The following is a 23753-nucleotide window of genomic DNA, read 5'->3' on the forward strand; positions in this document are numbered from 1 at the left end:
CCGACAAGACGCCAGCACCCCTGCCATGCGCATATACTCATGCCACCCACCCCACCTTGGTGAACGAGGTCGTTGCACCCGTGATCGGCCGGTTCTTCAGGAAGCTATTCGGCGGCGGCGCGCCCGCGCCTAACGCCGAGCACGAACGGCACACGTACGTCGCGATGGCCGTGGAGACGCCTGCGCTTGCCAACGCGGTGGCGGCCGAGGAAGTGGAGGATCGGTTCTACCGCATGCTGCTTGGCGTGCCCGCCTCGAACGACCCCGCCATGAGCGCCACGGAACAGGTCGCGGCGCGTCGCGTACGCGACGCCTTCGGTGCCGAGCGCTTTGATGTCAGTACCCTGCCCCGCCTGCCCTCCGTGGTGCCCCAGCTGATGCGCTCGCTGCGCAGCGACGACACCAATAGCCGCACGCTGGCCGAGCAGATCAGTCGCGATACCGTGCTGGTGGGCGAAATCATCCGGGTGGCGAACAGCGCCTATTTCCGCACGACCCGCCCGGTGACCGGCCTGCCGCAAGCCATCACCTTGCTCGGCCAGAACGGCCTGCGCCGCGTAGTCATGCAACTGGTGATGCGGCCGATCCTGCGCACCGATACCGATGCCACCAGCCGCGCCGCCGGCGACCGCCTATGGGAGCACGCGGAACGCTGCGCGCGCACGTGCGTGTTCCTCAGCCGCCCGGCCGCTGATCCGTTCGAAGCGTTCCTGGCCGGCCTGGTGAGCCAGACCGGTGCACAGACCATCCTCATGGAACTGGACGCAGCCGGCCTGGCCCATGAAAGCCTGAGCCGCCCGTTCATCGCGGCGATCGGCCAGCAGATCGAGCGGCTGTCGCTGCACGCCGCCCGCCACTGGCAGTTTCCGTCACGCGTGGTGCAAGCCCTGGCCGAACGCGCCGACCCGGCCGACGCCGGCGCCCGCACGCCCCTGGGGCGCGCGTTGCTGGCATCCAGCCGCGTGGCGATGCTGGATGTGCTGGTGGAGCAAGGCCTGGCCGACCCGGAAAGCGTGCTGCTGGCCACGCCCGCCCAAGGCTTCAGCCAGGACCGCCTGCAGGCCGCCCGCGACGACCTGCGCACGGCAGCGCCCGCTGAAGCCTGACACCGGCACCCAGCGGGCGACGCAAGCCCCCACGTAGGAGCCCACCCTGTGGGCGACATCTTTCGCGACAAAGCAACAGGGCCTGCAACGCTCTCGCGAAGAGCGTCGCCCATAGGGTGGGCTCCTACCTGGGCGCGGTTGGCAAGGGTGTCGCGTGGTTAGCGCTGCACACCCGTGGCGATCACATCGGCCCACAGCTGATCGGCGAGCTCGCGCGAGGCGGACTGCAGCAACGACGGGACCTGGACATCCAGGCGCGGCTCGGCGGCATTGAGCGGTGCCGACTGGCGCACGCGGTAGCCCTTGGCCACGACCTTGCCGCGCGCCACGATGCGGCAATCGGTCTGCAGGTCGATCGTGGTGGCCGGCGAATCCGCTTGTGGCGTCGCGGTCACGGAAAGATCCACGTTACGGCAGCCGATGATCAGGTCGGTAAAGTACTTCGGCTGCAGCGAGGTGCGCAGCTGGGCCTGGATCACCGACACGATATCCGGCGTCACTTCCACGTGGGCCTTGGCATCCAGGCCTTTCACGGTGACGACGGTGCCACCCTTGTTCTCAACGGTAAGCCACGGCGAGGACGGGCTCGCGGCCACCATGCGGCTGGCATCGGCTTCGATCATCGTCTTGCCGCCACAGGCGGTGAGCAGCATGGCCGCGGCGGCGGCCAACAAACACTTAGTCACTTCCAAACCCCTGATTTCCCCCGGACACAAGCCCGTGAATGTACCTGCACAGGGGCCTGTGCGGCAATGCGCCATGTCACAAGACGATATGCCGAAATTGTCTCTACGCGGCGCGCGCCGCCCGCCGATAGTCCATAGATGCACACATGGATCTCTCTGATGGCAGGCGGCCCGCAGGATGGCCAGCGCTTCAAGCGCGAGTTCTACACGCCCCACCCCACGCCGCCGGCCATGCGCGCCAGCGACGGCCAGGTGTGCTGCCCGGTGGCCGTGGGTACCACGCGCACCGAAGGCGTCTGTGTGGTCGTCCACCCGCAGGCCCGGGACCACGAAATCGAGCAGGCGATCGATGCCATGGTGGCGGCATGTGAAGGTGAGCCGATTTCCGGCAAATAGCCGATAAGTGTATGATGCGCCTTTTAATCCTTCGGCAGGTTTTCGGTTTTGGCCTTCTCCGCACGCGCCCCTGAATCCGGCGACGCCCTGGCACGGCTGAGCTGGCAGGATTTCGAGCATCTGCTGGCGGAGCATTACCGCGAGCAGGGCTACCGCGTGGAGCTGGTCGCCGCCCACGACCTCAAGGCCCTGGGCAACGCCGGCCTGGACATGCGCCTGCACCGCGGCTCGGAAACGGTGATCGTCCAGTGCGGGCACTGGGACGCGATCTTCGTGGACGTGGCCGAGGCTAACCAGCTGATGAGCGCGATGCTCAACGAGGCCGCCAGCCGTGGCGTCCTCGTGACACGTGGCACGTTCACCGCCGCCGCCAAGGCCGCCGTGCGTCGCCAGCCGCGGGTACACCTGGTCGATGGTGACCTGCTGCGCGCCATGCTGAAGCTGCCGGACCACCTGGATACCGCACCGGCCGGCACCCGGCCTGCGGAGAAAGTCGCACGCACGGCTGCCGCCGCCCGCCGCCGCTCAGGCAGCGATCGTTCGTACACCCTCCCCGCCGTCATCGGCGTGGTGATCGTGGGCTTGCTGGGCTTCTTCGTCTGGCGCGCCATGAGCCGGCACGACGACACGCCGCCGCCCGTGGCCGCAACACCTGCGGCGAGCGCCCCCGTCGCGGTGGCACCGCCCGCCGCATTGCCACCCACCACGGTACCCAGGGTGCCGGTCACCGCCGCACAGGCAGCACCGCGCCAACCCGAGGCCTCCGACGGCCTGGCGCGTGAACTTGCCGAACGCGAGCGCGCGCGCCGTGAAGAAGAGGCCGCCGCAGGCCGCAAGAAATCGGAAGACGCTTTAAAAGTGATGGAGCGCAATACCCGCGAGGTTGGCTCCTACTAATAGCGCACGAACGTTCACGCGTTTGCCATACCCCCGGGCCTAGGCTGGCTGCGACTTCCGTCGCTCCCCGGACCTGCCCATGACCGATACGCTCGAACCTGACCTGCTGCGCCGCATGCACGCGTACTGGCGTGCCGCGAACTACCTCACCGTTGGCCAGATCTACCTGCGCGATAACCCCATGCTCGAGGAGCCGCTGAAACGCGAGCACATCAAGCATCGCCTGCTGGGCCATTGGGGCACGACCACCGGCCTCAATTTCATCTACACGCATCTCAATCGCGTGATCGTGGAACGCGACCTCAACATGATCTACGTGATGGGCCCCGGCCACGGTGGCCCTGGGCCCGTAGCGCACACGTACCTCGAAGGCTCCTACACCGAAATCTACCCGCGCATCGATCGCAGCAAGGCCGGCATGCGTGAGCTGTTCCGCCAGTTCTCCTGGCCTTATGGCATCCCGAGCCACGTGGCGCCGGAAACCCCGGGCTCGATCCACGAAGGCGGCGAGCTGGGCTACTCGCTTTCGCACGCGTTTGGCGCCGCCTATGACAATCCCGACCTGATCGTCACCTGCGTGGTGGGCGATGGCGAAGCCGAAACCGGCGCGCTTGCCACGAGCTGGCATTCGAACAAGTTCCTGAATCCGGTGTGCGATGGCGCCGTGCTGCCCATCCTGCATCTGAACGGTTTCAAGATCGCCAACCCGACGGTGCTGGCGCGCATCGAACACGATGAACTGCGCGACCTGATGCGCGGCTACGGCTACGAGCCGCACTTCGTGGAAGGCCACGAGCCGGAAGCCATGCACCAGGCCTTCGCCGCCGCACTGGATACCTGCCTGGACGAGATCCGCCGGATCCAGAAAGAAGCCCGCGAGGAAAGCGCCGACAACGCGAAGCGCCCGCGCTGGCCCATGATCGTGTTCCGTAGCCCCAAGGGCTGGACAGGGCCGAAAGAAGTCGACGGCAAACCCGTCGAAGGCACGTGGCGCGCACATCAGGTGCCGCTTTCGAAGTTCGAGAACGATGAGCACGTCAAGCTGCTCGAAGACTGGATGAAAAGCTACGACGCGCACGAGCTGTTCGATGAGGAAGGCCGCTTCCGCGAAGAGTTCGCCTCGCTGGCACCCAAGGGTCAGCGGCGCATGGGCATGAACCCGCACGCCAACGGTGGCCTGCTGCTGAAGCCGCTGCACATGCCCCACTTCGCCCAGTTCGCCGAAGAGGTAAAGAGCCCGGGCGATCACAAGGCCGAGATGACCCGCGTGCTTGGCCGATTCCTGCGCGAAGTGATGCGGCAGAACATGCGCAACTTCCGCGTGTTCGGCCCGGACGAGACCGCTTCGAACCGCCTGGAAGCGATTTACGACGTGAGCCCGAAAACGTGGCTCGCCGAGTACGAAGGCGTCGACGAAGATCTGGCCCCGGATGGCCGCGTCATGGAGATGCTCAGCGAGCACCAGTGCCAGGGCTGGCTCGAAGGCTACCTGCTCACCGGCCGGCACGGCTTTTTCTCGTGCTATGAGGCGTTCATCCACATCGTGGATTCCATGTTCAACCAGCACGCGAAGTGGTTGAAGACCACCCGCAAGATGGAATGGCGGCCGCCGATCGCCTCGTTGAATTACCTGCTGAGCTCACACGTGTGGCACCAGGACCACAACGGGTTCTCCCACCAGGATCCGGGCTTCATCGATCATGTCGCGAACAAGAAGTCCGAAATCGTTCGCATCTACCTTCCACCGGATACCAACTGCCTGCTTTCCGTAGCGGACCATTGCCTGCGTAGCCGCCATTACGTGAACGTGATCATCGCCGGCAAGCAGCCCGACTGGCAGTGGCTGGATATCGAAAGTGCCGTGCGGCATTGCACGGCAGGTGCCGGTATTTGGGAATGGGCGGGCCGTGGCGGCGACGATCCGGATGTGGTCATGGCGTGCGCAGGCGATGCGCCCACCGTGGAAGTGCTTGCCGCGGTCATGCTGCTGCGCGAGTACGTACCCGATATCCGCATCCGCGTGGTGAACGTCGTGGACCTCATGTCGTTGGAAACGCCCGACGAGCACCCGCACGGCATGGACGATGACCGCTTCGACGACCTGTTCACCAAGGACCGGCCTGTGATCTTCGCCTTCCACGGCTACCCGGGCATCGTGCACAAGCTGACCTACCGCCGGCACAACCACGATAACTTCCATGTGCGTGGCTACAAGGAGGAAGGCACGACGACCACGGCGCTGGACATGATGGTGCTGAACAACATGGATCGCTTCCAGCTCGCCCTGGACGTGATCAACCGCATACCCCGCTTCGCCGGTGAACGAGCGAAGGCCGAACAACGCTACTGGGCCGATATCCAGCGCCACAAGCTCTATGTAAGCGAGCATGGCCAGGACCTGCCCGATGTGCGTGATTGGCAGTGGAAACCCGAATAACCACTGCCCCCTCTGTAGGAGCCCACCCTGTGGGCGACATCTTTCGCGGGAACGGAACAGGCCCGCGGGCGATATCGCGAAAGACGTCGCCCACAGGGTGGGCTCCTACAGCGGCCAGAAGGGAACCTTGATGCATATCCTTGCGCTGAATACAGGCTCTTCGTCGCTGAAGTACGGCCTCTACGATGTCGAGGGCGACACGGTGGAGGCGCTGTTCTCCGACCAGACCGATGCGCCCGGTGGTAACGCCGACCCCGTGCACGCCATCACCGCCACGTTGAAGGAAAAAGGCCTGCCACGTCCCGACGCCATCGGCCACCGCATCGTCCATGGCGGCCCGAACATCCGTGACCACGCGTTGATCGACGATGCCCTGATGCTGCACCTGGAAGAAGCGAAGGCCTACGCACCACTGCACGTGCCGGCGGCCGTGGACATGGTCAGGCGTGCGCGCGAGGCCTTCCCCGATGCGCCGCAGGTCGCCTGCTTCGACACCGCCTTCCACAAGACCATGCCTGCCGTGGCGCGCACCCTGCCCCTCCCCGCGGACCTTCGTGCAGGTGGCATCGAACGCTACGGATTCCACGGCCTGTCGTACGAATCCATCGTTCGCCAGCTAGGCGAAGGCATCCCCCAACGCGTGGTCATTGCACACCTGGGTAACGGCGCGAGCCTTTGCGCCGTGCGCGATGGCAAATCGATCGACACGACCATGGGCCTCACACCCACGGGCGGCATCGTGATGGGCACGCGCCCGGGCGACCTCGATCCTGGTGTGCTGCTGTACCTGATGCGTGAGAAGGGCTACGACGCCGAGCGGCTCGAAAAGCTGGTCGACCGCGAATCGGGCCTGAGGGGCCTGTCGGGCGGCACGAGCGACATGCGCCAGTTGCACGCCGCAAACGACGACGCCTCCCGACTGGCACTCGATGTATTCGTGCATGTGGCGCGCAAGCACATCGCCGCGATGGTGGCGTCGCTGGGCGGCATGGACCTGCTGGTGTTCACTGGCGGCATCGGCGAGAACGATGCGAAGACGCGCGACGCCATCCTGGCCGGCCTGCAATGGATGGGCGACTTCAACAGCCGCGTCATCCCCACCGAAGAAGACGCCCAGATCGCAAGGCACACCGCAAACCTGGCAACACAAACGTAGGAGCCCACCCTGTGGGCGACAGCTTTCGCATCAGGGCAGCAGGTTCTGCAGCTGTTCGCGAAAACATGTCGCCCACAGGGTGGGCTCCTACGGTTACGGCGGGTGCCGGGGCACCCGATGGATTACTCGACCACGACCGGGATCTTGCCGATCTTCGAACGCCATTCCTTCGGACCCGTGGTGTGCACCGAGGTGCCGGCGCTGTCGACGGCGACCGTTACCGGCATGTCCTGCACTTCGAACTCGTAGATGGCTTCCATACCCAGGTCTTCGAAGGCGAGCACGCGCGACGCCTTGATCGCCTTCGACACCAGGTAAGCCGCGCCACCAACGGCCATCAGGTACACGGCCTTGTTGTCACGGATGGCATCAATGGCCGTGGGGCCGCGCTCGCTCTTGCCGACCATGCCGAGCAGGCCGGTGGTTTCCAGCATCTGCCGGGTGAACTTGTCCATGCGCGTGGCCGTGGTCGGGCCCGCCGGGCCGACCACTTCATCGCGCACCGGGTCGACCGGGCCCACGTAGTAGATGAAGCGGTTGGTGAAGTCGACCGGCAGCGTTTCGCCGCGGTTGAGCATATCGATCATGCGCTTGTGCGCGGCGTCGCGGCCGGTGAGCAGCTTGCCGTTGAGCAGGATCACTTCACCCGGCTTCCAGCTGTTCACTTCCTCGCGCGTGATCGTGTCGAGGTTCACGCGGCGACCCTTCGACGAGTCGTAGGTGAGCTTCGGCCAATCTTCCAGCGACGGCGGCTCGAGCATCACCGGGCCCGAGCCATCCATCACGAAATGCGCATGGCGGGTGGCCGCGCAGTTCGGGATGATCGCCACCGGCAGGTTCGCCGCATGGGTCGGGTAATCGCTCACCTTCACGTCGAGCACGGTGGTGAGGCCGCCGAGGCCCTGCGCGCCGATACCCAGCGCGTTGACCTTCTCGTACAGCTCAAGGCGCAGTTCTTCGGCGCGATTCGACGCACCGCGAGCCTGCAGCTCGGTGATATCGATCGGCTCCATCAACGATTCCTTCGCCAGCAGCATGGCCTTCTCGGCCGTGCCACCAATGCCGATGCCGAGCATGCCCGGCGGGCACCAGCCGGCGCCCATGGTCGGTACAGTCTTCAGCACCCAATCCACGATCGAATCGGAGGGGTTCAGCATGGCGAACTTGGATTTCGCTTCCGAACCGCCGCCCTTGGCCGCCACGGTCACATCGAGCTTGTCGCCCGGCACGATCGAGACGTTGACCACGGCCGGCGTGTTGTCGCGCGTATTCATGCGCTTGCCGGCCGGATCGGCCAGCACCGAAGCACGCAGCTTGTTGTCCGGGTGGTTGTAGGCGCGGCGCACGCCCTCGTTCACCATGTCCTCGACGCTCATGGTGGCATCGTCCCAACGGACGTTCATGCCCACCTTGAGGAACACGGTGACGATGCCGGTGTCCTGGCAGATCGGGCGGTGGCCCTCGGCGCACATGCGCGAGTTGATGAGGATCTGCGCGATCGCATCTTTCGCGGCCGGGCTCTCTTCGCGCTCGTAGGCGGCGGAAAGGTTCCGGATGTAATCCACCGGGTGGTAGTACGAGATGTACTGGAGGGCGTCTGCGACGCTCTGGATGAGGTCGTCCTGCTTGATCGAGGTCATGGCGCTACCGCTGGCTCGCTAGGCTGGCAAAACGCCAATTTTAGCGCACCTTGGCCGGTGTAAGGTGACGGGGCCTGCCCCGGTCTATCTCCTGGCACCCCCGCAAACGGAGTTCCCATGCGTTCCCGCTTCCGCACCGCCCTGTTCGCCCTGGCCTTCCTCGCCGCCGCCTTTGGTATCGCCCAGCCGGCCCTGGCGGCCCAGACCGCCCCCGAGTTCGAAGGCATCGCCGCCTGGCAGAACTCCAAGCCACTGACCATGAAAGGCCTGCGCGGCAAGGTCGTGCTCATCGATTTCTGGGCGTATTCCTGCATCAACTGCCTGCGCACCCTGCCCCACGTCACCCGCTGGTACGACCAGTACAAGGACAAGGGCCTGGTGGTCGTGGGCGTGCACTCGCCGGAATTCCCGTTCGAGAAGCAGGAAGGCAACGTCCGCGACGCCATCAAGAAGTTCAACATCCACTACCCGGTAGCCCAGGACAACGACCTGGCCACGTGGGATGCCTGGGATAACCAGTACTGGCCGGCCGAATACCTGGTGGACCAGCGGGGCAACGTGGTCGCCCACCACTTCGGCGAGGGCAATTACGCCGAGATGGAGAACGCGATCCGCACGCTGCTGGGCCTGCCCCGCCTGGCCGATGACAAGGCGGAAACTGACAAGGACGCCCCGGATTTCAATCAGTTGGGCTCGCCGGAGATGTACTTCGGCAGCGACCGGAGCCAGAACAACGCCAGCCCCGAGGGGGCCCGTACGGGCGTTCGTGACTTTACGGCGCCGTCGCGCCTTGAGCTGAACCAGTTCGCCCTGGTGGGCCGCTGGGAGATTGGCCGGCAGAATGCCAGCCTGGTGGGCCCGAGCGGCGAGATCCGCCTGCATTTCAAGGCGAAGAAGGTGCACATGGTGGCCAGCGCCAACGATCCGGTGCCCCTTGAGATCGCCGTGGACGGCAAGCCACAGGCCCCGGTGACGGTGCAGGCATCCCAGCTCTACACCCTGTTCGATGGCGACGGCTACAAGGATCACGTGCTGACGATCAAGGTGCCCAAGGCCAATTTCCACGCGTTTACGTTTACGTTTGGGTAAACGGCTTGCCTTCGGCTTCGCGCTAGTGAGGCGGTTCATTCGCTAGCGCGAATGCGTGTGGCCAGCGGCTTCGCCGCCTCGTGCTTGAGGGCTTGAGGCCGAGAGCCGCCGGTGCCCACCCTCGCTGCTCAGACAGGTCCTCCGCGTTCGGTGCGGAATGCCGCTGCGCGGCATGTGTACTTATTTGGCCTACGGCCGCTCTCTTGTGCGGAACTCGCCTCGAGCGTGGGCACCGTCGGCTCTTTTGACCCATGAGGTTGGGGGTTGGGAGAGCCGCGGCATTGTCTGCGGGGAGATCGGTGCGTTCGGCATCGGTGGACGGACAGCCGCTTCGTCCACGCACAGGGGTGATCGTGTAGCGTCGATCGGTGCACGTGGCGTCGTGGCGGCGTTTGCTGCTCGTCGCGTGCTGATGCATTACGACGTCATCGCTGCGTCGGCTGATCGCGTGCAAGCACGCTCCTACACGAGCCTGGCCCATCCATTCACCAGATCGCGGCACCCCTTGTAGGAGCCCACCCTGTGGGCGACATCTTGTCGCCAGGCGCGCAGGCCCTGCGGCGGTATCGCGGAAGCTGTCGGCCACAGGGTGACCTCCTACAGCGGCATGGTGCACCAGCAGCGAGCTCGCCCCCACGAAACCTCATGGGTCAAAAGAGCCGTCGGTGCCCACGCTCGAGGCGAGTTCCGCACAAGAGAGCGGCCGTAGGCCAATTAAGTACATCTGCGCCGGAGGCGCACTCCGGTACGAACGCGGAGGACCTGTCTGAGCAGCGAGGGTGGGCACCGGCGGCTCTTCGCCTCAAAACCACCAGAGCGAGGCGGCGCAAGCCGCTGGTCACACGCATTCGCGCCAGCGAATGAACCGCTTAACCAGCGCGAAGCCGAAGGCAAGCCCTGCCTCTTGCCAAGACTGTTACTCACGATATATCGTACGACCACTACGTACGATATATCGGAGAACCCCCATGCACTTCTGGCACCACGCCAAGCGCCACTTCCGCGATGAGATGCACCAGCGCTTCCACGACCACTTCGCCGCCATGGGCGGCCGCGGCGGCCGCTTCGGCGGCGGTGGCCCCTTCGGCTTCGACGACCGCGAAGGCATGCGCGGCGGCCGCGGTGGTGGCCGGTTCGGCGGTGGCCGCATGTTCGGCACCGGCGACCTGCGCCTCCTGCTCCTCGCCCTCATCGAAGAACAGCCCCGCCACGGCTACGAACTCATCCGCACCATCGAAGAAATGTTCGACGGCCAGTACAGTCCCAGCCCCGGCGCCATCTACCCCACCCTCACCATGCTCGAGGAACTGGGCTACGCCCGCGTCGAAGCCGAAACCGGCGGCAAGAAGCTCTACGCCATCACCGACGAAGGCCGTGCCTTCCTCACCGAAAACCGCGACACCCTGGATGCACTCACCGAGCGCCTGCAGGTGATGTCCCGGCACATGCGCCGCATGACCGTACCCGGTGGCGTGCGCGATGCCATGCACGTGCTGAAGCACCAGCTGATGAACCACCACAAGGCGTGGGATGACGCCGAGACCAGGCGCGTGGCTGCCATCGTCGAAGCCGCGGCCAAACAGATCGCGGAGCGCCAGGGATGAGCGAGAAACACGTCATCCAGCGCATGCGCCATGATGTGCGCATGCGCCTGCTTACCGTCGTGAAGGTGAAGGAGCTCACCCCGCACATGGTTCGGATCACGGTGCAGGGCCCAGAGCTTGCGGGGTTTCCTTCCGCGTCGCCTGATGACCACGCGAAGCTGTTTTTCCCGACCAGCGCGGGCGAATTCAACCTGCCGACCATGACACCGGACGGCCCGATGTACCCCGAGGGCAAGGAGCCCTCACCGGCCCGCGACTACACCCCGCGACAGTTCCGCAAGGACACGCTGGAGCTCGATCTCGACTTCGTCATCCACGGCGATGGCCCCGCGTCCACGTGGGCTGAGAAGGCGAAGGTCGGCGACAAGCTCGGCGTCGGCGGCCCGCGCGGCTCGATGATTGTGCCGGGCGACTACGACCACTACGTGCTGGTCGGCGATGAAACCGCCCTGCCCGCGATCGGCCGTTGGCTGGAAGAGATGCCGAAGGACACGGCGGTGACCGTGCTGGCCGAGATCGCGTCCGCAGAAGAAAAACAGGACCTCACCCGCGACGTGCGTTGGTACATTCGCGGCGAATCGCCGTCGATCGACGACGTGCTCGCCTCGATGCCCTTACCCGCCGGCGATACGTTCTGGTGGGTTGCCACCGAATCGAAGCGTGCGCGCAGCCTGCGTTCGTTGCTGGTGGAACACCGTGGCATTGATAAGGACTGGGTGAAGGCGACGGGATACTGGGTCGCCGCTACGCCGCTTTAGAGCGTCAGTGCCTGGGAGTTCGACGCGAAAGATGTCGCCCACAGGGTGGGCTCCTACGTAGGGGCCCATCCTGTGGGCGACATCTTTCGCGATAACGCAGCAGGAACTAGAAGTTCCAGCGCACCCCCAGGTTCACCGCATCGCTGCGCGTGTGCGATGCACGGTCGGTGCTGTAGTACACGAAGGCGCTGGCGGCCGGGGTGAAGTCGAAGCTCGCGCCCAGTGCGCCCTGCCAGTGGTTCTTCATGGGCCGTGAACCTTCCACCGTGAAGCTCTCCGTCGGCGCACCAGCGAAGCTGTTGTTCACCGATACGTTGTCGTCCCTGGTGTTGTGCAAGTACCGCACCATCGCGATCGGGTGCAGCTTCGTACCCTGCACGCCCAGGTCCACATCACCCGACAGACGCAGGCCTGCACCGTACTGCATGCTTGTCGCCGAGGCCTTGCCCACCTTCAGGTCGGCATCACCGGCGCCCTTCTCGGTGAAGCTGTCGTACTTCACCTTGCTGTAGTACGCGCCGACGAACGGCTCAAGGTGCATACCCTGGCTGAGGTTGAAGCGGAAGCCAGTTTCAATCGCACCGTTGGTCGCCTTGCCGTCGTAATCGCCGCGTGCCTGCGGCGTGTACGAACCAACAGCAATGCGCCGACGGCTATCCGCGTCGTGCCAACCGTACGAGGCCAGGCCTTCGATCCAGAACTGCTGGTCATTGAAATACAACGCGTGCAGGCCAATCGCCGCCTGGTCCACGTCCGTGTAATCACCGCGGCTATGCACCTCGGTGCGTGCATTGGCCAGGTTGACGTGCGCGCCCGCGCGGAAATCCGGCGTGATATCGGTATCGGTGCCCACGATGATGCCGTGGATCCGGTAATCCGCCCGCGCAACGTTGGCGGAGCTCGATAGGTCGCTGCTCGACGTGTACGGCTCAGCGAACACCGCCGTGCCGCGCTCGCCCGTGTCGCGATCCAGCTTCAGGCGATAGAACAGCGAATCCTGGTACTGGCTTTGCCCGCCCAATTCGGCCTGCGCCGCTGACGCGTAGGTTTCACCCGTGAGCGAATTGAATGCGCCCAGCACCTGGCTTTCGTTGAGTCCGCGCAGGTAACTGAGCAAGCTGGGCAACTGGTTGGTGCCGGCGGCCGCGGTGTTCTGCAACGCCGTGGCTACCGCCGTTTCGTTGGAACTGAGCCCGGGGAACTGGTCGAACTGGATGCCTTCGCCACCCGGCGTCACCGGGCCACCCGTACCCGCCTGGGTCAGCGTCACGTAGACCGTATCGCCTTCGGTGGTCACCCCCTCATCGAGGAACGGCAGGCCGTTCTTCACGATGCGGATGTAGTTGCTCCTGATGCCGCCAGCGGTCGATTTGACGATCGCGTACTTGGTGGACGAACCATAGGTCCCATTCCCGGTCGGCGTCGTAGCCAACGTTCCACCCACGGTCGTCGGCCCCGTCGACACGATGCTGTCGCTCGTGCCCGCAGGGTTGATGTTGATCACCGTGGTCGAACCAGCGCCCAGGTTAAGCCCGCCCGTGGTCAACACGGTGCCTGCGGTGCCGGAAGGCGCTGCCGCACCGGTGGCACCCGGAATACCGCCCGGCGCGATCGTCCCGCTATCCACCGTGACCGGCCCCGTGATGGTGCCGCCACCCGTAAGGCCGCCGTTGCCCACCGCCACCGGGCCACCCAGGGTGCCGTTCACGACCAGGTTGCCGCCCACCGTGGTGCCGCCCGTAAACGTAACGTTCGTGCCTGCCCCGACCACCAGCGTGCCGCTACCGGTATTGAGGTTACCGATGCCGTTAAACACGCCGTTGGCGAGCGAGCCTTCGCCGCTGCCGGTGATGTTGAGCGTGGACCCGGCATCGCCGTTCACCGTGCCTGTCACGTCGGGCAGGTTGCCGTAGCTCACGTTGAGATCGCCACCGCCGAGGTTGAGCGTGCCCGCGATGGTGCCAGCGGTGATGCTGTTGGCCGGGCCGGTGAAGGTGGCCGTGCCACCCGCGCCGACGGCAACGGTACCGGTGTAGCTATCCAGGGCATGCAGCGTGCCGGCGTTAACCGTGAGATTGCCGGTGTAGTCTGCCAACGAGCCGCCCAGCGTAAGGGTGCCGCTACCCTCCTTGTCGAGACCGCCGCTACCGGAGAGCGCACCATTCAAGGTGAGGTCGTTCGGGCCGTCCACCGTGGCCCCGTTGCTGCCCACGCTCACCGTGTTCGGCAGCGTGACCGTGGTGCCTGCCTGCAGCGTCGCACCGTTGATGGCAAGGTCACCCGTGCCCAGCGCGTTGTCACTGCCTACCACCACGGTGCCACCGTCGACCGTGGTGCCACCGGTGTAGGTGTTGTTGCCGTTGAGGGTAAGTACCTTCAGGTTGACCTTGAACAGACGGCCCGCCCCGCTGATATCCCCGTTGAGGGTTAATGGGTCATCGCCTGTCGTGTTGAGGTCAGCGTTCAACGCGATGTTGTTGGCAAGGGTGAGCGCACCGGTGCCGCCGAGCGACGCCGGGCCGCCCACGGTGAGTGTGCCCGTGCCCAGCGCCTGGTCGTTGCCAAGGATCAACCCACCGGCGTTGAGGGTGACGCCGCCACTGAACAGGTTCGCCCCGCCCAGCGTGAGGTTCGCCGCGCCATTCTTCACCAGGCCACCCGTGCCCGTGATCGTGCTATCCACGGTGGCATCCGTCGCGCCACCCAGTGTGAGTGTGTTGCCGCCCAGCGCCACCGTGCTGCCGGTGACCCCGCTGAGCGTGGCGATGGACTGGTCCCCGCCCGCGCTGATATCGAACGTGCCGGTACCGGCCAGGTTCACCGCGCCCGCCGGCGAGAGGCTGCCGCCCGCCCCGATCGCCAGCGTGCCGGCGTTGATCGTCGTGCCGCCGGTGTAGGTGTTGGCGCCGGTGAGCGTCAACGTGGCCGCGCCGTTCTTCGTGAGGCTGCCTGCACCCGACACCACGCCCGCCAGCGTCGTGTCATTGCTGCCAGCGACGGTAAGCCCCGCGTTGAGCGCCACATCGTTCGCAAGGGTGACCGGCGCCGCCGCATCGAGCGTAGCGCTTCCACCCACGGTCAACGCGCCGGTACCCAGCGCCGCGCCATCACCCACGACCAGCGTGCCCGCGTTGAGCGTCACGCCACCACTGAACGTATTCGGGCCACCCAGCAACTGCACACCCGCGCCGTTCTTGACCAGGCTGCCGGTGCCGCTGATCGTGCCATTGAAGCTGGCGTTACCTACCCCGCCCAACACCAGTGTGTTGGCACCGAGCGTGACATCACTGCCGGCGACGCCTGCCAGCGAACCGATCGTCTGGTTGCTGTTCGCACCACTGATATCGAAACCGGTGCCAGCAGCGTTCAGCGTGACCGCTCCGTTGGGTGCGAGGCTGCCGCCCGCACCGATGGCCAGGATGCCCGCATCAATGAACGTGCCGCCGGTGTACGTGTTGGCGCCGGTGAGCGTCTCGGTGCCGGTGCCCACCTTGGTGACGCTGCCCGTACCGGCGATCGACCCACCGAAGGTCCCATCGGTCGGTCCACCGACGACCAGCGCGTTCGCACCGAGGTTCACGGTGCCATCGCCCACCAGCGTGCCGAACTGCTGGGTACCGTTACCGGCGGAGAGATCGAACGTGGCACCGGATGCGAGATTGACCACACCCGTGGCGGCGAGGCTCGCGCCTGCACCCAGGGCGAGCGTGCCCGCGTTGATGTACGTGCCACCGGTATAGGTATTGGTACCGTTCAACGTCAGCGTCGCCGCGCCATCCTTGCTCAGGCTGCCGGTGCCGCTGATGTCACCGTTGAGGGTCATGTCGTGCGTGCCGAGCACATCGAGCCCGGCGTTGAGGACGATGTCGTTGGCCAGGGTCACCGCGGTGTTCGAATCCAGCGTCGACGCGCCGCCCACGGTGAGCGAACCGGTGCCGAGGGCCGCGTTGTTACCCACGACCAGGCCACCCGCGTTCAACGTCACGCCGCCGGTAAAGGTGTTCGCTCCATTAAGGGTCTGCGTGCCCGCGCCATCCTTGATCAGGCCGCCACTGCCGGTGATCACGCCGTCGTAGGCGTTATCGGTCGCGCCGCCCAGCGCCAGCGAGTTGCCACCCAGCGTGACGGTCGTGCCGGCGGAGCCGCCGAGCGAGCCAACCGTTTGCGTGCCACCGGCGCCGGAAATATCAAAGTTGCCGGTACCGGCCAGGTTCAGCGCACCGGTATCGGAAAGGCTGCCACCCGCGCCGATGGCCAGCGTGCCGGCGTTGATCGTGGTGCCGCCGCTGTACGTGTTCGCACCGGTCAACGTGACCGTGGATGCGCCATCCTTCACCAGCCCACCCGCGCCGGAGAACGTCCCGCCAAAGGTCACCGCATTGCTGCCCAGCAGATCCAGCGTCGTGCCTGCCGCGATATCGACATCGTTGCTGATGTTGAGTGCTTTGTTCGTATCGAGCGTGGCGTTACCGGCCACGCTGAGTGTCCCTGTGCCCAGGGCACCGTTATCACCCAGCAGCAAGCCACCCGCGTTAAGCGTGACGCCGCCACTAAACGTATTGGCGCCCCCCAGCTCCTGGACGGACGGGCCGCTCTTCACCAGGCTGCCGGTACCTGTGATCAGGCCGTCGTAGGCCCCGTTGGCGGCGCCAGCGAGGGTCAGCGAGTTGCCACCCAGCGTGACCGTGCTGCCAGCAACGCCATTGAGCACACCGATCACCTGGGGATCCGCAGCGGTGATGTCGAAGGTGGTACCCGGCGCTGTCAGCGTGACGGCACCTGCCGCGGCGAGGCTGCCGCCTGCGCCGATCGCCAGCGTACCTTCGTCGATGAAGGTGCCACCGGTATACGTGTTGGTGCCGGTCAGCGTTTCCGTGCCCGTGCCGACCTTGGTCAGGCTGCCCGTGCCGCCGATCGAACCGCTGAAGGTGCCATCGGCAGGCCCACCCACGTTGATGTTGTTGCCGCCAATGTTGACCATGCCGCTGCCGATCAACGTGCCGAAGGTCTGCGTGCCGTTACCTGCGGAGAGATCGAACAACGCACCATCGGCAAGGTAGACGATGCCGCCCGCGTACAAGCTGGCATTCGCACCGAGCGCCAGCGTGCCTGCGTTGATTTCGGTGTCGCCTGTGTACGTGTTCGCGCCGTTCAGGGTGAGCAGCGCGTTGCCGTTCTTGATAAGCCCGCCGGTGCCCGCCAGGTTGCCGCTGAGCGTCAGGTTGCTCGACCCCGGCACGGTGAGGTTCGCATTCAGCACCATGTTGTTGGTGAGCGTGACCGGGGCCGTGCTATCGAGCGACGAGGCACCCGCCACGGTAAGCACGCCCGTGCCCAGCGCCGCATCGTTACCGACCTGCAGGCCACCGGCGATCAGCGTGATGCCGCCACTGAAGGTGTTGGCGCCGCCGAGTTCCTCGATGCCCGAGCCGATCTTCACCAGCCCGCCGGTGCCACTGATGACGCCATCAAACGCATGATTCGTTGCATTGCCGAACGCCAGGCTCTGCCCGCCAAGGTTCACGTTCGTACCAGCCACGCCGGAGAGCGAGCCGATCGTCTGGTTGGCACCGCTAGCCGAAATGTCGAAGGCAGCGCCAGCGTTGGTGAGGTTCACATCGCCGCCCACTGCCAGGGAGCCGCCGGCACCGAGGGCCAGCGTGCCACCGTTGATCGTGGTGCCACCCGTATAGGTGTTCGTGCCACCCAGCACCTGCACGCCGGCACCGTTCTTCACCAGGCCACCGGTGCCGCCGATGGTGCCGTTGTACGTGGCGTTGCCCACGCCACCCAGCGTGAGCGTGTTGCTGCCAAGGCTGACGGCGCTACCCGCGACGCCATTCAACGCGCCGATCGCCTGCGCACCGCCGCCGCTGATATCGAACACCGTGCCCGGTGCCGCGAGGTTCACCGCACCGGTGGCGGCGAGGCTGCCGCCCGCACCCAGCACCAGCGTGCCGGCGTTGATCGTTGTACCGCCCGTGAAGGTGCTGGCCCCGGTGAGCGTCTGCGTGCCGGCACCTTGCTTGACCACACCCCCCGTGCCGGCAATGACACCACCGAAGCTGCCGTTACCTGCCCCACCGAGCGCGACCGTATTCGCACCCAGCGCTACCGTACCCGTACCCGTGAGTGCACCGACGCTTTGCGTGCCGCTGCCGCCGGAGATATCCAGCGTCGCGCCCGAGGCGAGGTTCACGGTGCCGGCCGTGGAAAGACTGCCACCCGCCCCAAGGGCGAGCGTGCCTGCGTTGACGTTGGTGCCACCGGTGTAAGTGTTCGCACCGGTGAGGGTGAGCGTGGCCGCGCCGTTCTTGGTGAGGCCACCGGCGCCACTGATGACGCCGCCAAGTGTAAGGGCGTTGTTGCCCAACACCGTGAGGCCGGCGTTGAGCACCACGTTATTCGCGAGTGCAACGGGGCCGTTGCTATCCAGCGTGGTCACGCCGCCCACCGTAAGCGACCCTGTGCCCAGGGCACTGTTGTTGCCCACCACGAGGCCGCCCGCGTTGAGCAAGGTGCCGCCGCTATACGTGCTGGCGCCGCTCAGCGTCTCGACACCCGCGCCCACCTTGACGATGCCGCCGGTGCCGGTGATCGCGCCGGCAAAGGTGCGATCGGTGGCGTTACCGAACGTGAGCGTCCGGGCGCCCAGGCCCACCGTCGTGCCCGCCACGCCGCTCAAGGCACCGATTGTCTGGTTGCTGCCGCTGGCGGAGATATCGAACGCCGCGCCCGCCACCGCAAGATCTACATCACCGGTCGCGGCCAGCCTGCCGCCCGTGCCAAGCGCCAGCGTGCCGGCGTTGATCGTGGTCCCACCCGTATACGTGTTCACACCGGTCAGCGTGACCGTGGCGGCACCATCCTTCACCAGCGCGCCCGCGCCGCTGATCGTGCCGGCCAGCGTCATCGCGTTGCTGCCCTGCAGATCGAGCGCGTTGCCCGCGCCCAGGGCGACGTTGTTGTTTAGCGTGACGGCCGTGTTCGCATCCAGCGACCCGTTGCCGGCGACTGAAAGTGTTCCGGTGCCCAACGCGCCGTTGTTACCGACCAGTAGTCCGCCAGCGTTGAGCGTCACGCCACCACTGAAGGTGTTGGCCCCACCCAGCTCCTGGGTGCTGGGCCCGTTCTTCACCAGCGCGCCGGTGCCGGCGATCAGACCGTCGTAGGCGCCGTTGGCCACGCCACCGAGCGTCAACGTGCTGCCGCCGAGGGTCACGGTGCTGCCCGCGACGCCATTGAGCACGCCGATGGTCTGGTTGCCGCCAGCGCTGATGTTGAACCCCGTGCCCGGCCCCGTGAGCGCGACCGCGCCGGTCGATGCGAGGCTGCCGCCCGCGCCGATCGCCAGCGTGCCTGCATTGATCAACGTGCCGCCCGTGTACGTATTCGTGCCCGTCAGCGTCTCGGTGCCCGTGCCGATCTTGATCAGGCCACCGGTACCCGCGACGGAACCGGCGAACGTGCCGTTCGTCGCGCTACCCACGGTGATGGTGTTTGCACCGAGGTTGACCGTGCCGCTACCCGCCAGCGTGCCGACCTGCTGCGTGCCGTTGCCGGCGGAAAGATCAAGCGTGGCGCCCGCGGAGAGCGTCACGGTACCCGTCGAAGCGAGCCCTGCGCCCGCGCCCAGTGCCAGCGTACCGGCGGTGACGTTGGTACCGCCGGTGTACGTGTTGAGGCCGGTCAGGGTCAGCGTGGCCGCACCGTTCTTCGTCAGGCTACCTGCGCCACTGAGCACGCCGTTCAAGGTCAGCGCGTTATTGCCAAGGACGGTCAGGCCTGCGTTCAGCGCGATGTTGTTCGCCAGCGCGATCGGCCCGTTGCTGTCCAGCGTTGCCGCACCAGCAACGGTCAGCGCGCCTGTGCCAAGCGCATTGTTGTTGCCGACCACCAGGCCACCGGCATTCAACGCGAGACCGCCGCCGAGCGTGCTTGCGCCGCCAAGCGTCACCACGCCCGCGCCAGCCTTCGTCAAACCACCCGTGCCGGTGATCGTGCTATTGATCGTCGTGTTCGTACCGTTGCCGAAGGTCAGCGAGTTTCCGCCCAACGCCAGCGTGCTACCGGCAACACCGGAAAGCGCACCGACCGTCTGATTGGCCCCTGCACCGCTGATATCGAAGGTACCGCCCGCACCGGCCAGGTTCACGCTACCGCCGGCCGCGAGCTGCGCGCCCGCACCGAGCGCGAGCGTGCCGGCATTGATCGTCGTACCGCCGGTATACCCGTTGATGCCCGCCAGGGTCAGCGTCGACGCGCCATCCTTCACCAGGCTACCCGCGCCATTCACCGCGCCCGCCAGGGTCAACGCGTTGCTACCCAGTACATCCAGGCTGACGCCACTGGCCAGGTTCACCGCATTGCCCACGGCGACCGGTGCGCTGGTATCGATCGTGGCGTTGCCGCCCACGTTCAAGGCACCGCCCACACCCAGCGCGTTGGCGTTCCCAAGCACCAGCCCGCCCGCGTTGAGGTTCACGCCACCGGTAAAGGTGTTGGCGCCGTTGAGCGTGAGCGCTGACGCACCGGTTTTCGTAAGCGTTCCGGTACCTGCGATGGTTCCGCCCAGTGTCAGCGCCTGGCTGCCCTGCACGGCCAGTGTGCTGCCACCGAGCAGGTTCACCCCATTGCCCACGTTCAGGGCGGCGGTGGTGTCGAGGTTTACCGTGCCACCGACGTTAAGCGCGCCCGTACCGAGCGCGCTACTGTTCCCGAGCAGCAGGCTGCCGCCGGTGAGGTTTACGCCACCGGAGAACGTGTTCGCACCGTTGAGCGTCAGCAGTGACGCGCCGCTCTTGGTCAGCCCACCCGTGCCAGCCACCACGCCGTCGAGAGCGAGGCCCTGCGCACCCGGCAGGGTGAGTACGCTGCTCCCGCCGAGGTTCACGTTATTGGAAAGCGCAAGCGGCCCGATGGCACCCAGGGTGGACGAGGCGCCCACGTTGAGTGCGCCGGTACCCATCGCGTTGCTGTTATTGAGCTGCAGCGTGCCGCCGTTGAGATTGACGCCACCGGTGAAGTTGTTGTTCCCCGAGAGGGTAAGCGCGCTCGCACCGTTCTTGGTCAGGCTCCCCGCACCCGTGATCGTGCCACCCAGTGCGAGGGTGTTACTTCCCGCTACCGTGAGGTTTGCGCCCAGGTTGACGTTATTCGCCAGCGAGAGGGCGGTGTTCGCATCGAGCGAACCCGCGCCACTGACCGTGAGCGTGCCTGTCCCGAGCGCACCCGCGTTACCGAGGACGAGTCCACCGGCACTCAGGTTCACGCCACCGCCGAACGTATTTGCGCCATTCAGCGTGGTCGTGCCCGAGCCGGCCTTCACCAGGCCGCCCGTCGCCGTGCCCGTGATCGTGCTGCCGACGGTCTGGTTCGTCGCATCGCCAAAGGTCAGGACATTGCCGCCCAGCGCCACGGTCGTGCCAGCGACGCCGGATAGCGCACCGATCGTCTGGTTACCCGCAGCGGAGATATCGAACACGCTGCCGACGCCGCTCAACGTCACCGCATTGCTCGCTGCCAGGCGCCCGCCGGCGCCGAGCGCTACGGTGCCCTCGGCGATGTTGAGGCCACCGGTGAATGTGTTCACGCCGCCCAGCGTGAGCGTCGACGCACCGTTCTTTACCAGGCCGCCCGCGCCGGAGATCACGCCGCCAAACGTGAGCGGCTGGCCGCCCAATACGTTGAGCGATGCGCCACCGTTGAGCGCAATGTTGTTCGCGATAGATCGCGATCCGTTGGCGTCGACCGTCACCGCACCGTTGACCGTCAGCGTGTTGGTGCCCAGCGCATGGTCATGGCCCAGCAACAGGCCACCCGCATTGACGGTGAGACCACCGCTGAAGGTGTTGTCACCCGAGAGCGTAAGCAACGAGGCACCGTTCTTGACCAACGTGCCCGTGCCGCCGATGACGCCACCGAGCACCAGCGGGTTCCCGCCTCCCAGCGTTAGTGAGGACGCTGCACCCAGGTTCACGGCATTACCCAGGGTGACGGCTGCCGTGCTGTCCAGTGTGACCCCTGCACCGCCGACCGAAAGCGTGCCCGCACCCAGCGCGTTGTCATTGCCCACCTGCAGGCCGCCGCCATTCAGCGCGACGCCACCGGTGAAGTTGCTATTACCCGACAGTGTCTGCACACCCGTGCCCTGCTTCACCAGGCCACCGCTGCCGGTGATGGCGCCGGCGTAGCTCGTGCTGCCAATACCGTTCAAGGTGAGCGTATGCGTGCCCAGGCTGATGCCACCGGCACCCGCCAACGAGCCGATGGTCTGGTTGGCCGCCCCCGACAGATCCATGCTGGTACCGGCACCCAGCGACAAGGCACCCGTCGGCGAGAGTGAACCTGCCGGCCCCACGATGAACGTGCCGCCGGTGATGCTGAAGCCGCCGGTGAGCGAGCTGGCGCCATTGAGTGTGAGTGCGCCGGTCCCGCTCTTCAGCACGCTGCCCGCGCCCGAAAGCGATCCGCCAAGGGTCAACGGGTTGCTTCCGAGCAGGTTGAGCGTGCCGGCATTGACCACCACGTTGTTCGCGATGCCGAAGGTCGCGCTGGTATCGAGCGACGCGCTGCCGCCCACCGTGAGCGTGCCCGTACCCAGCGCCCCGGCGTTGGTCAGCAGCAGGCCGCCCGCATTGAGGTTCACGCCGCCGCTGAACAGGTTGGCTCCGCCAAGGGTGACGACGCCGGTATTCGTGACATTGAGGCCGCCAGTACCCGTCAGGAGGCCATTCAGCGCAAAGGGGATGCTCCCACCTAACCCCAGCCGGCCGTTGAGCGTCATGTTGTTGGTGAGCGCCAGCCCGGCGCCCGACGCAGCGATGGTTCCCCCATTAGCCGTGATTGCGCCGGTACCGAACGCCCCCGCGTTGTCGAAGGTGACCAGGCCGCTGTTGATCGTCGTATCTGTGCCAGCTACCGCGCCTGCGAGGGCCCAGCTGCCGCTATTGATGAGCAGGTGTTCGAACTGCACGTATTGCGCGGCGTTGACCTGGCCCGTGCCGCCCTTTCCGCCATCCTGCAGCACAAGCGTATCGTTGGTGCTCGAGCCGCCATACACGATACCCGGGCCCGAAAGGTTCACGTTGATCGCCACCAGCCCCAGGTCAAGCTGGACACCATCACTGGAGACACTCGAGCCAGACATGGCCGTGAACGTGTTGCCCGTGACCGTGTTGCCCAGATTGATGCTGCCGTGGACGGTGCCATTGTTGATGAACGTGTTGCCCCGGTTCGCCGTCGCCGAGGGAGCGAAGCCGATGCGTCCCGTAATGGTTCCGTTGTTGACCATGTTGGTCTGGGCGCCGCCATAAGACACGATGCCGGTGGCATCGGCCGTCTTGATGGTGCCGCTGCCAAGGATCGACATCTCGATGGTGCCGTCGTTGGTGATGTTGGTCGTACCGGTGGCCCCGTTTTGCAGTTGCAAGGCCTGGCCTCCGACCCCAAGCAGCGAGCCGACATTGAACAGGCCGCGGATGATGCCGGTGCCCTGATTGTTGATATTGATTGTGTTCGAGCCGGTATTGCCTGCGAATACCGCACCGCTCACCAAAGCGATGCCGCCACCGTAGGCCGGGTCGATAATGCCCGCGTTGTTCAACGTGATGCCGTTGCCCGTGAGGTTCAGCGACGGCCCACCGGCGATCAGGGGTGCAGTGAAGACACCGCCCGATGCCAGGTTTACCGTGACGCCACCTGTGGCGATGGTCGGCTGTCCGTAGATCGTGCCAGTGCAGTTGTAGGTCGCGCTGGATTGCACGCATTGCGCGGCAACCACGGTCGGTATGAAAGGTGCGGCTAACAGCGCGGCCAGCGAAAGATAGATGCCCTTGCGGCGTGGAAAGGTATGTACGGTCGCTGCGCGCTTGCTCATCGGAAATCTCCCCCGACCATGTCCATGGTGGTTTCCCCGGCAGCTTAGGCAGTCGTAGCACGGGCGGACTGCACGAATAGGGCATTGCACTAAGCGAATAAGGCAA

At 65.8% G+C, this 23753-nt stretch carries 11 protein-coding genes; 8 read left to right on the forward strand and 3 right to left on the reverse strand.

Annotated features, from left to right (window positions below):
* Nucleotides 1–59 precede the first annotated feature (59 nt).
* On the forward strand, nucleotides 60–1106 hold the full coding sequence (locus tag L2Y97_RS13550) for an HDOD domain-containing protein (protein WP_247427399.1): 1047 nt from the start codon (nucleotides 60–62) through the stop codon (nucleotides 1104–1106).
* A 158-nt stretch (nucleotides 1107–1264) separates the two neighbouring features.
* Here L2Y97_RS13550 and L2Y97_RS13555 read toward each other — a convergent pair whose 3' ends face one another.
* The gene (locus L2Y97_RS13555) at nucleotides 1265–1792 is read right to left on the reverse strand and encodes a hypothetical protein (RefSeq protein WP_247427402.1); all 528 of its coding nucleotides are present in this window, start codon (nucleotides 1790–1792) and stop codon (nucleotides 1265–1267) included.
* 159 nt (nucleotides 1793–1951) lie between these two features.
* Between L2Y97_RS13555 and L2Y97_RS13560 the strand changes: the two genes are divergently transcribed.
* The 4 genes from L2Y97_RS13560 to L2Y97_RS13575 all read left to right on the forward strand — a co-directional run bounded on the left by L2Y97_RS13560 (nucleotide 1952) and on the right by L2Y97_RS13575 (nucleotide 6678).
* Entirely contained in the window at nucleotides 1952–2188 is a 237-nt protein-coding gene (locus tag L2Y97_RS13560; protein ID WP_247427405.1) for a hypothetical protein, read from the forward strand.
* Nucleotides 2189–2236: 48 nt separating this feature from the next.
* Complete coding sequence (locus tag L2Y97_RS13565; RefSeq protein WP_247427407.1) at nucleotides 2237–3085, forward strand: restriction endonuclease; 849 nt, start codon at nucleotides 2237–2239, stop codon at nucleotides 3083–3085.
* 79 nt (nucleotides 3086–3164) lie between these two features.
* A complete protein-coding gene (locus tag L2Y97_RS13570; protein WP_247427409.1) occupies nucleotides 3165–5522 on the forward strand; it encodes a phosphoketolase family protein in 2358 nt (785 codons plus the stop codon).
* Nucleotides 5523–5652: 130 nt separating this feature from the next.
* Nucleotides 5653–6678, forward strand: a complete 1026-nt coding sequence (locus L2Y97_RS13575) for an acetate/propionate family kinase (RefSeq protein WP_247427411.1) — start codon at nucleotides 5653–5655, stop codon at nucleotides 6676–6678.
* 122 nt (nucleotides 6679–6800) lie between these two features.
* On the opposite strand, the gene L2Y97_RS13580 is transcribed toward L2Y97_RS13575, so the two are convergent.
* On the reverse strand, nucleotides 6801–8318 hold the full coding sequence (locus L2Y97_RS13580; RefSeq protein WP_247427413.1) for a fumarate hydratase: 1518 nt from the start codon (nucleotides 8316–8318) through the stop codon (nucleotides 6801–6803).
* Nucleotides 8319–8435: 117 nt separating this feature from the next.
* On the opposite strand from L2Y97_RS13580, the gene L2Y97_RS13585 reads away from it, so the two are divergent.
* The 3 genes from L2Y97_RS13585 to L2Y97_RS13595 all read left to right on the forward strand — a co-directional run bounded on the left by L2Y97_RS13585 (nucleotide 8436) and on the right by L2Y97_RS13595 (nucleotide 11769).
* A complete protein-coding gene (locus tag L2Y97_RS13585; protein WP_247427415.1) occupies nucleotides 8436–9407 on the forward strand; it encodes a thioredoxin family protein in 972 nt (323 codons plus the stop codon).
* Between the two features lie 968 nt (nucleotides 9408–10375).
* Nucleotides 10376–11011: a PadR family transcriptional regulator gene (locus L2Y97_RS13590; protein ID WP_247427417.1), complete on the forward strand. Its 636-nt coding sequence runs from the start codon at nucleotides 10376–10378 to the stop codon at nucleotides 11009–11011.
* Entirely contained in the window at nucleotides 11008–11769 is a 762-nt protein-coding gene (locus L2Y97_RS13595) for a siderophore-interacting protein (RefSeq protein WP_247427419.1), read from the forward strand. Before L2Y97_RS13590 ends, L2Y97_RS13595 begins: the two co-directional genes overlap by 4 nt.
* A gap of 106 nt (nucleotides 11770–11875) precedes the next feature.
* On the opposite strand, the gene L2Y97_RS13600 is transcribed toward L2Y97_RS13595, so the two are convergent.
* Complete coding sequence (locus L2Y97_RS13600) at nucleotides 11876–23647, reverse strand: autotransporter-associated beta strand repeat-containing protein (RefSeq protein ID WP_247427421.1); 11772 nt, start codon at nucleotides 23645–23647, stop codon at nucleotides 11876–11878.
* Between the last annotated feature and the right edge of the window lie 106 nt (nucleotides 23648–23753).

The sequence above is a fragment of the Luteibacter aegosomatissinici genome, assembly GCF_023078495.1.
Lineage (GTDB): Bacteria > Pseudomonadota > Gammaproteobacteria > Xanthomonadales > Rhodanobacteraceae > Luteibacter > Luteibacter aegosomatissinici.

What these genes read in the sequence shown, in the direction of transcription:
- L2Y97_RS13560 (WP_247427405.1), top strand. Translation starts at nt 1,952, where the DNA reads ATGGCAGGCGGCCCGCAGGATGGCCAGCGCTTCAAGCGCGAGTTCTAC.
- L2Y97_RS13570 (WP_247427409.1), top strand. Translation starts at nt 3,165, where the DNA reads ATGACCGATACGCTCGAACCTGACCTGCTGCGCCGCATGCACGCGTAC.
- L2Y97_RS13575 (WP_247427411.1), top strand. Translation starts at nt 5,653, where the DNA reads ATGCATATCCTTGCGCTGAATACAGGCTCTTCGTCGCTGAAGTACGGC.
- L2Y97_RS13580 (WP_247427413.1), bottom strand. Translation starts at nt 8,318, where the DNA reads ATGACCTCGATCAAGCAGGACGACCTCATCCAGAGCGTCGCAGACGCC.
- L2Y97_RS13585 (WP_247427415.1), top strand. Translation starts at nt 8,436, where the DNA reads ATGCGTTCCCGCTTCCGCACCGCCCTGTTCGCCCTGGCCTTCCTCGCC.
- L2Y97_RS13590 (WP_247427417.1), top strand. Translation starts at nt 10,376, where the DNA reads ATGCACTTCTGGCACCACGCCAAGCGCCACTTCCGCGATGAGATGCAC.
- L2Y97_RS13595 (WP_247427419.1), top strand. Translation starts at nt 11,008, where the DNA reads ATGAGCGAGAAACACGTCATCCAGCGCATGCGCCATGATGTGCGCATG.
- L2Y97_RS13600 (WP_247427421.1), bottom strand. Translation starts at nt 23,647, where the DNA reads ATGAGCAAGCGCGCAGCGACCGTACATACCTTTCCACGCCGCAAGGGC.